This is a genomic window from Spirillospora sp. CA-294931 (assembly GCF_050946795.1).
GTDB lineage: Bacteria > Actinomycetota > Actinomycetes > Streptosporangiales > Streptosporangiaceae > Spirillospora.
Window position 1 is genome coordinate 3036419 of the sequence record NZ_CP192006.1, and the last position, 12071, is coordinate 3048489.

The window sequence follows — 12071 nt, forward strand, 5'->3', positions numbered from 1 at the left end:
CGTACCGGTCGACCGGCACGACGATGTCGGCCGTCTCGACCGGCACCCGCACGCCCGCGTACGTCCGCTGGATCACCAGGACGATCGCCCCGAGCGGCTCGGCCAGGGCCTCGGCCTCAGCACTGAGGATCGGCCGCGCCCGTCATGACCTCCTCGGCCGCCGCGACGCCGAGGCCGATCGCCGTCCATGGTGTCAGTGAGCAGAGCCTTCGTCCGCGACAAGCTCGACGGCTCGCTCGGGGGAGACGACGCCGAGCGGGGACGCCAGAGTAGGTTCACGGTCACCGTGACGATGTGCGGCGGATGGGCGCGCATCGTCGTGACCGACGCGATTGGACGCGGCGCACGCCTAGACGACGATGAGGAGTACGGCCGTGGCCTGCTTCTCGTCGAGTCGTCCGGCGTCAAGATCGGCCACGACGTCGGGGGCGGCCACCGCCTCAGTGTGCGGCTAGCCGCGCGGCGCCTTCGCCGGTGAGGTGATCCAGGCCCGCGTCGCGGCCTGACAGCAGGAGCAGCAGGGAGGCGATGGGGCCCTCGATCGGGGCGCCCTCGCCCGCCGTCCACTCCACATCGGTTGCCGTCAGGCGGTAGCCCGCCAGGCGTTTGCGGGCGTGGAAGGGGAAGCCCATTCGCCAGGTCTGTTCGGCGGAGTAGCGGGCGGCGTCCAGCGGCATCGCGCGGTCGAGGCCGAGCGGGACGCAGATGTCCTGGCCGTGGACCAGGACGTCCATCATCGCGTAGCCGAGCTTCTGCCCCGGGGCCAGATGCCGGGAGCCCACGACCGTGCGCAGCTCGGCCACGATTTCGTCCCGGGGACGCCTGGCCTCGCGGATGGCGGTGTCGGCGACCATCCGGTCGAAGTTCCCCCGCGCCCGAACAACCTCGACCAGCACCCGCCCGAGCCCGGTACGCGCGCCCAGGCTCAGGTGCGCGCCGACCTCACGAACGCTCCACTCCTCGCAGAGCGACTGACACGCCCACTGCTCGTCGCTCAGACCCTCGAACAGCTCGGCCAGCTCAGACCGCTGGGTGTCGATCACCCGCCACATCTCCGCCGGCTCCATGGACGCCCCCATGTAGGATTAGTCAGCCTCTCTGTCTAAATTAATCAGAGTCTCTGACCATCGTCAAGGAGTCACGTGGCCGACGAGATGAACCTCGGCGTCCTGCTCTTCATCCCCTACCGGGCCATGGAGAACCGGGTGTTCGCTGCCCTCGCCGAGGCCGGGCACGACGACATCACCCCCGCCCAGGGCAAGCTCCTGCAACGCATCAACGACAACGGCTCCCGACTCGTCGAACTCGCCGAGTCCGCCCAGGTGACCAAACAAACCGCCGGCTACCTCGTCGACCAGCTCGAACGTGCGGGCTACGTAGAACGCACCCCCGACCCCTCCGACGCCCGAGCCCGCCTCATCTGCCCAACCGACCGCGCCCTCTCCCTGCGCCCCCTGGCCACCCAAACCACCGCCGAGGTAGTGGCCGAATGGGAAGCCCACCTAGGCCCCGACCGCCTGGCAGAACTACGCGAAATCCTGACCAAACTCCGCGAGATCACTGATCCCTATCTGGACTCGACCTGAGGGTTGCGGTTGCGGATGGGGGTGGTGAGGGCTGCCAGGGCGGTGAGGACGCAGGCGGCGCCTGCTACCAGGCAGGCGTTCATGACGCCGAAGCGGGCGGCGGCGCCGGTGAGGAGGGCCACGCCGAGGGGGCCGAGGGTGTTGTGGATCGTCCAGAAGGCGGATGTGACGCGTCCCAGCAGGTGGTCGGGGGTCACCTCTTGGCGGAACGACATGGAGCAGATGCCCGCTACGCCCGTGCAGAAGAGTTGGGTGGTGGCGACTACGCCGACCACGATTGCGCCCTTGGCCAGGCCGAGTGAGGCGATCGCCAGGCCGCACAGTGCCCAGGCGCCGATCCAGCAGGCGCCGAAGCCGAGACGTCTGCGGGCGGACGTCACCAGGGTGGCCGCCAGCAGCGAGCCCAGGGTGGCGGCTGCCAGGACGTAGCCCACGACGCGGTCGGAGCGTTCCAGGTCGTGTTTGAGGTAGTAGATGATCAGGTCGGTCAGCCCGAATGTGATGAAGATCAGTAGCGACAGAAGGACCGTGAGCGAGCGCAGTACCGGGTGGTCCCAGAGGAACTTGGCTCCGGCTAGGAAGTCGCGTCCAAGACTGGGGCGGGTGGGGTGCTCGGACGCGCGCAGTTTGATCAGTACCAGTCCGGCGGCTGACAGGGCGAAGGTGGCCGAGTCGACGGCGATGGCCATGGCGGGGCCGAGCAGGCTCGACATCAGTCCCGCCAGGAGCGGCCCGCCGACGCCTGCTACGGCGTAGGCGGCGGTCAGGTGGCCGTTGGCCTGCATGATCTGCTTTTGCGGCACCAGGTTCGGCACCACGGTGACGTAGGTGACCTGGAACTGCATGGCGAAGACGGCGGCCAGCGGGACGATGACGTACAGCAGCCACACCTGGGGCGAGAACAGCCAGACCAGGGGGATCAGGCCGTAGAGCGCGCAGCGGGCCAGGTCGCACCCGATCAGGAGCGCCCGGCGGTTCACTCGGTCGGTTACGTAGCCGGCGAAGATCCCGGTGACGATCGAGGCGAGCCCGACCATCGCGGTGACCAGGCCCATCTGGACCAGAGAGCCGGTCTCCTTCAACACCAGGAGCGGGACGGCCACGAACGAGAACGAGTCGCCGAGCGCCGAGAGGCTCTGGGCTGACAGGAAGATCCGGAAGTCCCGGTTCCTCCACAGTGAGGTGTCGGAGGGCAAGACCTTCTCCAGGCGGGAACCAAGATCATATTTCCCGGTTTCAGCGCTCGCCACTTGTTATCCGTTCCCGGAAACGCGACCGGCCCGCCCTCTTTCGAGGACGGGCCGGCCTGCCGGACGAGCTTCCCCACTCGCCGACCACCTCATGCTAGAGGTCGCTGAGTGGTTTTCGCACGTTTGTTCGGATGTTCGCTACTCCCGCGTGTAGATGACCCACGCGTCGTCCAGGAGTCGGCAGTGCTCCTGCCAGCCATGGCGCTTGTAGAGGCGTTCGGCGGGAGAGTCAGCGAGCGTGGCCAACCAGGCGCGCGGCCATGGGTCGGCCAGGGCGAGCAGGCGTCCGCCCAGGCCCTGGCCTCGAGCGTCGGGGGAGACCATGAGTTCGACGAACTCGAACGCGCCACGGGTGAGGGCGTGGGCCTGCTCGGTGCCGAGCCTGGCGACCAGCTTGTCGTAGATCTCGCGTCCGGCCAGCGGCGGAGTCGGCCACCCGTAGGCCAAGCCGATCAGTGTGCCCTCGGGATCGCGTGCGGCAAGCGCGGTGAAGCCCGGACGGCCTGCGGCATCGGCTAGCCGGTCGCTTGACTGGGCCAGCTTCTCTTCTGGCTCGTTCCAGGGCGGCTCGGCGAAGCAACTCCGGTAGAGCGGCTCGATCTCGCTGCTCAACGCAAGCGTCTCCGATGCGTTCAGAGGCTCGATTGACGGACTCAACGGCTCTCCTCCCTCTTGTTGCAACCATATTGCATTAGGAGAAGTCGACTCCGAGGTCCTGAAATGCCTCGCTACCCCAGTAACGCAGTTGGGGTTTGAGGTGGATGATCCGCTCGAACCTGTGGAGCGTTGAGATGCGCCAGTCTCGCGGAAGGCGGCGGGAATCGGCGGCAAGCTGACGCAGTACCAGGTTCAGGGCGGACGGTGCTGCCTCGGCCGGAACGAATTGGAGGATGTCAATACACAGCTCGTAGGCCCTGATCAGGGCGTCCACCTCGACGTCTGGCCGGCCCGACTGTATCCAGAGTTCGTGTAGGGCTCGCGTGATGGACACGAGGCCACCATTCGGCCGATGGGAGAAGGTGGCGCTGTCGACGCCGATGTCCTCCAGGGCTTCGAGCGAGTGGAAGAGCGTGTCCTGTGTGACGTCGCAGAGGAATGAGCCGGCGATGCGCACTAGTTCCAGTTCGGAAAACCGGACGTACGCGCTCCTCGGATCCCTCTGCGCACCCATGACCCATTCCAGATCGACGTTGAGAACCGGGCGCCAGGAGCGGTCGACCATGAGCCTGATCTCGCGCTCGCCATCGCCCGTCCAGGTGCGGTCGAGCCGAAGGAGTTCGATCAACCCCGTCCAGCCGTCGTCGGAGAACTGGGAGTGCCAGAACTGGGCATGTCGGCGCCATGCCCGCACAGGGGATTCCGCTTGGGGGAAGAGTTCGGCGCCGGTGAGCTCGCCTCGGACCAGCGTGGTCAGCAACAGGAGGTTGACCGAGTAGGCGGCGTATCGGCCCGTGACGGGCACGGAGTTGGGCGCGTAGGTGGCGGCGTCGAGCCGGGCATCGAGGGAGCCCTGGAAGAGGGTGAGCAGTTGATCGCCCAGAAGTCGACGATCGTCGTTTTCGATACGGCCGATCTGCTGTTCCAGGAAGTCCATCACCGGCTCCCTGGCGCACAGGGGCGCGAAGGATATGAGGGTGCGGAGGAAGCCGTCATCGACGGGTTGCCGTCGCATTCGTCCAGTCCCGAGCCTGGCGAGCGCGACGAGTTCATTCATCGCCTGGCACGTGAGCCGCGCCACCAGGAACTCGCCGAAGGTGGCATGGAGGAACTCGTACGTGCTCAGCTGCGACTCGTGCCGAACCGCACGCGCTTGATGGACGAAAAAGAACCGTCCGATCAGCCTCTGGCCCCGGGTGAGCGGCGCGCGGAACCCGGCATCCGATACCGAAAGCTCTTCTGGAGTGAGCGCGGCGAGGTCAGTGCTCAACTCGTCCTCGGTGACCCACTGACGCCCGCGGTTGAACATGGCGAGCGCGGCGATCGATAGACGCAGCAACTCGTGCTCGACCGCTTCGGTGAACTCCCGACGGTCGAGACCGCCACGCGACTTGGCCACCTCGCGCTCGGCGAACCGGGTGAGAAGACGCTCGTAGAGCTGGGCGAGGTCCAGAGAACCGGCGTCGCACTGGAGGTCGTTGCCATCGGCGTCGTAAATGGCGAGCATCATCAGCAGGAGCGGCTGGGACGCGAGGTCGCGGTACCGCAGAACGGTCTCCAGCGGAATCGGACGAAGGCCGCGTCGTCCCAGTTCAGAGATGTTGGTGCGGTTCCAGATGTCGAGCCACTTCTCGGTCTGGGCGTCGGTGAACGGCTCCAGCCGGACGATCCAGAGCCCTCGCGCCGGGATGCGCGCCCGGTTGGCGACGGCCGTGCGGCTGGTGACGATGACGGCGACGGGACGACCTTGCCCCGCCTCGCGTTCCTGGAAGTCGACGATCCGCTCCAGGTAGTCGGACTGGCTCACTCCGGTCGCCTGGAGCAACTCGTCGAAACCGTCCAGGATGACGACGGGCAGCGCGTCGCCTGTGGTGCGTGACAGCTCTGGCCACGGGATGTTCTCGCCCGTGGCGGCGCGCACGGCGAATTCGATCTGCGACTGGAGATCGGTGTCGGCGGGCGTCTCGCGCAGGACGACCCGGACGGCCATGAAGTCGGACGCGGGCAGGCGCGCCGCCAGAACCTGGGTGAGCACCGATTTGCCCGAGCCCGGTTGGCCCAGCACCAGGAGCGGGACCTCGGTGGCGCGCGGCATCGTCAGATAGCCGAGAAGGAACAGCTGGAGATCGGGCATTTGACGTCGTCCCTGCCAGATGCTCTCGTCGTTGAGGCCGTGGTCGCCAGGACGCAGCTGGTACCCGGGGTTCACGTAGGCGTCGGCCAGCGTAGGGACTTGCAGCCCCTCGGGCAGGTCACCGGTGTTGGCGACCGGACGCTCCATCTGGCGCCGGTAATGGCGGGCGAGTCCGGTGCGGCGGTCGTCGGGCTCGCGGCCGATCGCCATGCGCTCCAGGGCCGCGTGGAGCCCGGCGAAGCCCGTCGCCAACCGCCGCACCTCGTCCCGCGTGGCCTCGTGGTCGGCCCGGTCCATCCAGAACGCGACCTCGGGGAAGTCGGTCGCGAGCTGGCGGAAATGTTCGTCGAAGCGGCGGACGGCGGCGTTCGTTACCTCGGTTCGGAGGACGATCGCCAGACGGTCCCGCGCGGTCTCGTCCAGGCGGTCCCAGATCTCCAAACCTTCGATGAAGCGCAGCAGATCGGCGGCGATGATCTCGTAGCGGGTGCTCCACCGTCGCCTGCCCAGCCCGTAGCCGGGGATAGGCAGGATGTCAGTCCGATACTGGCTTCCCGTGAAGCCTTCCACCAGATCGGCCAGCCCCACCGAGCCGCCGCCCTGGCCGCCGGCGAGTGCGAGCTGGTCCGCGCGGCTGAGCTTCAGGTCCTTGATCGCCGGGGGCAGGTCGGCTTCGGTGACGGCCTCGAAGAACGCGGCGAAGAACAGTACGTGGAACGCCGCGTTGAGGCGTTCGGTGCGGTCGAAGCGGCTCAACCCGCGCATGCGGTCTGTCAGGCCGCCGACCAACTCGTGGCTGAGCTTCGCCAGTTCGCCCTTGGCGTCGAAGAGGCTGACGGCCAGTTCGCTGCCGCCGCCGGTGGCGGCGAGCAGGAGGCCGCCGGTCAGGCGGTCCAGCGCCGCCACCACGCGGCTTTCGCGTCCGCCGAGGATCTTGACCGCGTCGGCGTAGCTCAGCGATGAGGGCACGGGCGCTCCTGGGCGATGCGGCGGTTGAGATTTGCGCCCAATCGTCCCGGACGTCGCGCGGGTCGTCCCCGAGATGGCGGATCAGGGGCTCAGGAAGATGGCCACGAGTGCTACGGCGGCGGAGGCCGCTGCGGCGAGCATTGAGAGGGTGGCCACCGTGTGGCGGAAGCGGTTGTCCAGATGGCCTCGCGTGACCTGCTCACGTTCGGCGGTGGCCAGGCGGTCGGCGAGTTCGTCGATCACGCGGGCCTGTTCGACGACCTGGCGCTCCTGGAGTTCGTTGCGCTGGAAGAGCAGCGCGAGACGTCCCTCCATGCCGGCCATGCCGACGTCGATGTCGCGGCGCAGTTCCGAAAGCGCCAGTTCAAGGGTGATCGGTCCTTCCTCGGTCACGTCGACTCCTTTGTCATGTGGGTCCGTGCGGGCGGCCCACCTACCCAGAATAGGTACGTTCCAGTAATTCTTCAAGGATTAACTAGTAACCTCAGGTAAGTAGCCCGAAGGAAATATTCGACTTACGGTTACTGGATGTTCCTTAATGTTTCCGTCATGCTGAAGACATGGCTGGAGAGCTGGATCGGGAGCGGGCCGCCAAGTACGTGGTGGCGCGGCGGGGGTCTCTCGGCCTGACTCAGGAGCAGCTCGCCGAGCGGGCCGGGGTCACGGTCAAGACGATCTACAACCTGGAGTCGGGGGAGCGGTGGCCGCAGGCTCGCACTCGTGGGTCCATTGAGCTGGCATTGCAGTGGCGTGCCGGTGACCTCGCGCGCATCGCGGAGGGACGCGAGCCCGCGGCGGCCCCGCAGCAGCCCGAGCTCTCGCTCGTCCTGCGTGAGCTGGAGGAGCTCAACGCCTACTTCGCCGACCTCCAGGCCGATCCCGGCGACAAGCGGCGGATGGCCCTGGCGTTCCTGCGCGCCCTCTACGGCGAACCGGACGGCCGATGAGAATTGTCGCAGTCTGAAACATTTCCGGGTCTGACCGGTTGTTGCCCTGTTGACAGCAGGGCAGACTAGGTTTGCCGGTCCAGGTCAGGAGCCCCCAGCTCCCTTCGTGAAGGAGCCCAGTGATGCGCACAGGACGCCTCGCGGCCTGTGTCCGGTGGGTCATCACCGCCGCGGCGGTCCTCGCGGGGGCCGCCGCGGTGATCACCCTTCTTGGTGGCCGTCCCGTCGTCGCCGTCCTGCTGGCCAACGCCGCCATCATCGGCGTCGGTGCACGTGTGGTGCGCGACATCCGTGAACAGCAACGCCGCATCCTTCTCCAGTTGGAGATCCAGACCCGCGTCCTGCACGCCGCCGCCCGCCTGGCCGCCGCCGAACGTCAGGACGACAAGCGCTCCTGACGACGCTCGAATCGGGCGATGGAGCGGTAGTCGCCGAACGCGGGGATCGGTTCCCAGTTGGCGTCCACGAGGACGCCGGTGTGTTCGATGGTTTCCTGTGAACGTTCCAGCTTGTTCTTGACGGCTCGCTTCACGAATCCGTCCTCGCGGTAGCACACGGTCTCGTGGGTGGAGGAGTCGGAAAGGCGCAGGCCCGGCTCGTCGTTCGGGTACGTCCAGATGTGGGCGCGGGCCAGGAAAAGGTTCTCGTGGGCCTTCTTGATGAAGGTGTACTCGACCGCCTTGCGGCCGGGGTCGTCGAGAAACGTCACCACGACGACGCCGGTCTTGCGCACCAGCGTGACCAGGGTCGGGGACGCCGCCCCGGGCCTGGACGGCATGATCGCCGTGTACTCCTCGCCGGTGTCGTCGCGCGTTTGTGCCTCGGCCTCGGTCAACGGCTCCCCGGGGACGCCGTCCGCGTAATTCCACTTGAAGCAGTAATCGACCATGTCTCCGTGCCCTGCGGTTCCTGGATGGTCAGTTGAGCCGCCATTGGCCGTAGTCGGGGGTCGTGGCGCGGTTGTGGTCGACCGGGGCGTCGGCGATTCTCTGTTCGTTGGAGTATTGCTGGATGTGGGCGCGGGGGTCCCATTGGCCGCTTGACCAGGCGTAGGTCTGCCAGGACCAGATGGCCTTGCCGTCGTCCAGGGTTCGTTTGGTGGGGCCGTACCCCGCGTAGAGGCCGACGCGCCGGCGGCCGATGACGCTGGCGGCACCGTCCAGGTAGGAGTTGATCGTCGGCTGCTGGGCGGACGTGGCGTCGAAGTCGACCGCGAAGTAGATGGGACGGTCGGCGGGCATGCCCAGGGCCTGGGCCTGGAGGGCGGCCTCGTGCGCGTCGGAGACGCCGCCCGCGCGGCCGGTCAGGGCGCGGTCGGCCGCCGACTCCCAGACGACGATCAGCCAGAGGCCGGCGGCGGAGAGCTCCTCGGCCTCGGCGCGGGTGAGGTTCTTGCCCGTGGTGTCGTCGGAGAGATAGCGGCAGACGAACTGGACGCCCGCCTTCTTGAGCGCTTCGGCGCCGGGGCGCCCCCACGAGTAGTCGACGCCGAACACCGCCATGTCAGCTCCAGGGTCGCGGAACATTGCGGAGCCGATTCAACCGGTTACACCCGGTTGGTCGCAGGGGAACGCGGATCTCCGTATTCGTCCCGGTCGACGGAGTCGGGCGCGGCCGGGGCGGACGGTGCCCGAATCGGCGGCGGGACGGGCCGTCCGGCGAGGTTTGCCAAAGGTTGACGGCGCTTCCGGACCGGCGCGCTGGCCTCCGGTCACGGACCCGGCTAAAAACGTGTTGATCAAGATATCTTGCCAGGTCAACGGGGTCCAGAATGATTGAGAAGGTGCGCTTCAGCGCGCGGGGAATGGCCGTGCTGACGGCCGTTCCTCTGCTCGGTATCGTCCCCCTCCTCGCGGCGTCCGAGGTCGCGTCCGCCGACGGGCCGGTCCAGGTCCGCAACAAGAAGCACCACAAGCCGTCCCATGGAAGAAAGAAGAAGAAGCACGCGCGTGCCGCCCAGCTCGTGATCAGCACGGGGGCGCCCAAGGCCCAGGTCGTGCCGGGACGCACTTACAGCTGGCCGTACGCGGTGACCAACAAGGGTCCGGTCAAGGCGGGGCCCGCGGTCTTCACGGCGTCGCTGCCCAAGGCACTGGAGTTCGTCTCCGGCCAGCAGAACTGCTCGTACGCCGGGGGCGGCATGGTGTGCCACCTCGGTCCGCTGAAGCCCGGGCAGACGATCGCGGGCGTCATGACCGCGAAGGTCTCCGGCACCGCTGCGCCGCGTGAGGCGATCACCAGCACCGGCACGGTGACCTGGGCTCGCTCCCGGGTGACCCGCGCCTTCCCGAGGGTGGACGTCGCCGAGACGGCCGACCTGGGGATCACGAAGAAGGCGCCCTCGGTGATCCGTCCGGGCGAGGGGCTGCCGTACGAGGTGACGGTCAGCAACGCGGGGCCGTCGACGGCGACGGGCGTGGTGATGGAGACGACCGTCCCGGCGGAGATCGTCGAGAACGACACGTCCTGCACCCAGCGGGGACGGACCTTCATCTGCACGCTGGACACGCTGGCCAAGGGCGCGCAGAAGACGATCCGCACCAAGGTCAAGCCGGGCATGTCCGTGCGCGCGGGCACGGTGCTGGAGTCCCCGTCCAGCGTCCGGACCGAGACCACCGAGCTCAACCTCGCCAACAACCAGGCCAGCACGCGGACCAAGGTCGTGCGTCCCGGCTCGGTGACGTCGTCGGGACGTCCGGCCAGGCCGCACACATCGCAGACGTCGCGCGGGTCGTCCAGCGTCTGCACGGGCTACGACGTGAGCACGAGCCGAGGGCCCCGGCAGGGCTCCACCGATGATCAGAGTTCCGCTCCGCGCGAAGGCACCAGGCCCGACCAGAACACCAGGCCCGACAACGGGACGACGCCGGATCAGAACACCAGGCCCGACCAGAACGGCAAGCCTGACAACGGCTCGAAGCCCGACCAGAACTCCAAGCCCGACAACGGGACCAAGCCGGATCAGAACTCCAAGCCCGACAGCGGCTCCAAGCCTGACCAGAACTCCAAGCCCGACAACGGGACCAAGCCTGACCAGAACACCAAGCCCGACAACGGGACCAAGCCTGACCAGAACACCAAGCCCGACAACGGGACCAAGCCCGACCGGAACACCCGGCCCGACCAGGTGACGACGTCCGGTGAGGGTGGGAAGCCACGTGTCGGCAACAACGGGGGGCGGGCCTGCGGGGAGACGTCCGCTTCCAGCCCGGCGGGAGGGCCCTCGGTGGCTCCGACCAGGGCGATGAAGGAGCTTCCCCGGACGGGGGCCGAGACCGGGCTGATGCTCGATGTCTCGCTCGGCCTTGTCGGGGCAGGGCTGATCCTGCACCGGCTCGGCCGGACGCGCCGCCGTCAGGACTGACTCGAAGGCAATACCGCGCGGGCCCCTGCTCACTCAGCAGGGGCCCGCGCCGCGTTTCGCGGGCACCCGCCAGTGGTGCGTCATGGTCGACTTCGCCGTCACGCCCAGGAGAGCCAGGACGCTGGTGCAGTTGTGCTCTCCTCCAGCGTCCAGTTCCCGGACGGCCGCCACCCGCACGGGGTGGCTCGCGAGCCAGATCCCCCAGAAGGGCACCAACACATGTCCACTTCATTCGCGCCGCAGGGTGTTCGTGCTCGCGCTCGCCCTCTACGCCGTCTCCTCGCTGGCGGGCGGGCTGGCCGGCGATCCCGGCCTCATCATCGCCGCCCGTGCCGTCCAGGGCGTCGGCGGCGCGCTGCTGCTGCCGTCCACGCTCTCGCTGATCAACACGCTCTTCGCCGAGGGTCCCCAGCGGAACCGGGCGCTCGCGGTCTGGGGCGGCGCCGGGGCCAGCGGTTTGACGCTCGGCGCGCTGCTCGGCGGGGTGCTCACCGAGAACTTCGGCTGGCCCGCGGTCTTCTTCGTCAACGTCCCCCTCGCCGGGTTCGTCGCACTGGCCGCCCTGTTCGTCATTCCGCGTGACCCGGCCCAAGGGGGTGCGCCGGAAGTTCGACCTCCCGGGTGCGCTCAGCGTCACCGCCGGGTCCACCCTGCTGGTCTTCGGCCTCGTCGAAGGACCCGAACTGGGCTGGGACGCCCCGCTGGTGCTCGGCGCGCTCGCGTGCTGCCCTACTTCCTGACGGTCCTGATGCAGACCGTGCACGGTTACAGTGCCCTGCAGACCGCATCGTCTGGACGGCGATGTGGATCGCCTCCGCCACCGGCACCCCGGACCACGAGCAGGGCGTCGCCAACGGCATCGCCTCCACCACCCTGAACATCGGCAACGCCATCGGGCTCGCGGTGTTCACCGTCATCGCCGACATCGGCACCGAAGGCAGGTCCGGCACGGCGTTGCGCGCCGCGACCGCCGACGGCGAGTTCCTGGTGGTGCTGCTGACCTCGGCCGGGATGATCGCCGGGCTGCTGGTGACGCTCACGTTGCGACGCCGCCCGGACGCCGCGCCGACCCTCCGCGAGCCCGAGAGCGAGGAGACCCTCGCCGCCAATCGATGAGCCCGCCCGTTCGCCGGGGCCGTGCCGGGCGGGCCCCGGCGTTCCGGC

General features: G+C 68.2%; 15 protein-coding genes. 7 read left to right on the forward strand and 8 right to left on the reverse strand.

From position 1 onward, the window contains the following. Positions 1 to 196: 196 nt before the first annotated feature. Positions 197 to 478 (forward strand): hypothetical protein, encoded by a 282-nt coding sequence (locus ACQPY4_RS13525; protein ID WP_433336077.1) that lies wholly within the window; start codon positions 197 to 199, stop codon positions 476 to 478. On the opposite strand, the gene ACQPY4_RS13530 is transcribed toward ACQPY4_RS13525, so the two are convergent. After that, a complete protein-coding gene (locus tag ACQPY4_RS13530) occupies positions 441 to 1067 on the reverse strand; it encodes a maleylpyruvate isomerase family mycothiol-dependent enzyme (protein ID WP_433336079.1) in 627 nt (208 codons plus the stop codon). The genes ACQPY4_RS13525 and ACQPY4_RS13530 overlap by 38 nt on opposite strands. Before the next feature lie 75 nt (positions 1068 to 1142). Between ACQPY4_RS13530 and ACQPY4_RS13535 the strand changes: the two genes are divergently transcribed. After that, complete coding sequence (locus ACQPY4_RS13535; protein WP_433336081.1) at positions 1143 to 1586, forward strand: MarR family winged helix-turn-helix transcriptional regulator; 444 nt, start codon at positions 1143 to 1145, stop codon at positions 1584 to 1586. Here ACQPY4_RS13535 and ACQPY4_RS13540 read toward each other — a convergent pair. From ACQPY4_RS13540 to ACQPY4_RS13555, 4 genes are all read right to left on the reverse strand, one after another. After that, complete coding sequence (locus ACQPY4_RS13540) at positions 1568 to 2782, reverse strand: MFS transporter (protein WP_433336083.1); 1215 nt, start codon at positions 2780 to 2782, stop codon at positions 1568 to 1570. The two genes, ACQPY4_RS13535 and ACQPY4_RS13540, sit on opposite strands and share 19 nt — an antisense overlap. Positions 2783 to 2974: 192 nt before the next feature. Continuing rightward, positions 2975 to 3448: a GNAT family N-acetyltransferase gene (locus ACQPY4_RS13545; RefSeq protein WP_433336085.1), complete on the reverse strand. Its 474-nt coding sequence runs from the start codon at positions 3446 to 3448 to the stop codon at positions 2975 to 2977. Positions 3449 to 3527: 79 nt separating this feature from the next. After that, positions 3528 to 6536: an NACHT domain-containing protein gene (locus ACQPY4_RS13550; protein ID WP_433336087.1), complete on the reverse strand. Its 3009-nt coding sequence runs from the start codon at positions 6534 to 6536 to the stop codon at positions 3528 to 3530. 141 nt (positions 6537 to 6677) lie between these two features. After that, positions 6678 to 6989 (reverse strand): hypothetical protein, encoded by a 312-nt coding sequence (locus ACQPY4_RS13555; RefSeq protein ID WP_433336089.1) that lies wholly within the window; start codon positions 6987 to 6989, stop codon positions 6678 to 6680. 167 nt (positions 6990 to 7156) lie between these two features. On the opposite strand from ACQPY4_RS13555, the gene ACQPY4_RS13560 reads away from it, so the two are divergent. Together ACQPY4_RS13560 and ACQPY4_RS13565 are read left to right on the forward strand one after the other, a co-directional pair. Continuing rightward, on the forward strand, positions 7157 to 7543 hold the full coding sequence (locus ACQPY4_RS13560) for a helix-turn-helix transcriptional regulator (protein ID WP_433336091.1): 387 nt from the start codon (positions 7157 to 7159) through the stop codon (positions 7541 to 7543). Between the two features lie 122 nt (positions 7544 to 7665). Then, on the forward strand, positions 7666 to 7941 hold the full coding sequence (locus tag ACQPY4_RS13565) for a hypothetical protein (RefSeq protein WP_433336093.1): 276 nt from the start codon (positions 7666 to 7668) through the stop codon (positions 7939 to 7941). Here the strand turns inward: ACQPY4_RS13565 and ACQPY4_RS13570 are convergent. Next, the gene (locus ACQPY4_RS13570; RefSeq protein WP_433336095.1) at positions 7920 to 8432 is read right to left on the reverse strand and encodes a hypothetical protein; all 513 of its coding nucleotides are present in this window, start codon (positions 8430 to 8432) and stop codon (positions 7920 to 7922) included. The two genes, ACQPY4_RS13565 and ACQPY4_RS13570, sit on opposite strands and share 22 nt — an antisense overlap. 28 nt (positions 8433 to 8460) lie before the next feature. Then, entirely contained in the window at positions 8461 to 9045 is a 585-nt protein-coding gene (locus ACQPY4_RS13575) for a DUF1906 domain-containing protein (protein ID WP_433336097.1), read from the reverse strand. Positions 9046 to 9314: 269 nt separating this feature from the next. Between ACQPY4_RS13575 and ACQPY4_RS13580 the strand changes: the two genes are divergently transcribed. After that, positions 9315 to 10907: a hypothetical protein gene (locus tag ACQPY4_RS13580; protein WP_433336099.1), complete on the forward strand. Its 1593-nt coding sequence runs from the start codon at positions 9315 to 9317 to the stop codon at positions 10905 to 10907. A gap of 33 nt (positions 10908 to 10940) precedes the next feature. On the opposite strand, the gene ACQPY4_RS13585 is transcribed toward ACQPY4_RS13580, so the two are convergent. Further along, positions 10941 to 11120 carry a hypothetical protein gene (locus ACQPY4_RS13585; protein WP_433336101.1) on the reverse strand — a complete coding sequence of 60 codons (180 nt, stop codon included), beginning with the start codon at positions 11118 to 11120 and terminating at the stop codon, positions 10941 to 10943. 37 nt (positions 11121 to 11157) lie between these two features. Here ACQPY4_RS13585 and ACQPY4_RS13590 point away from each other — a divergent pair, with 37 nt between their 5' ends. Beyond that, positions 11158 to 11784, forward strand: a complete 627-nt coding sequence (locus tag ACQPY4_RS13590; protein ID WP_433336103.1) for an MFS transporter — start codon at positions 11158 to 11160, stop codon at positions 11782 to 11784. Then, a complete protein-coding gene (locus tag ACQPY4_RS13595; protein ID WP_433336105.1) occupies positions 11709 to 12023 on the forward strand; it encodes a hypothetical protein in 315 nt (104 codons plus the stop codon). Before ACQPY4_RS13590 ends, ACQPY4_RS13595 begins: the two co-directional genes overlap by 76 nt. The last annotated feature ends 48 nt before the right edge of the window (positions 12024 to 12071 follow it).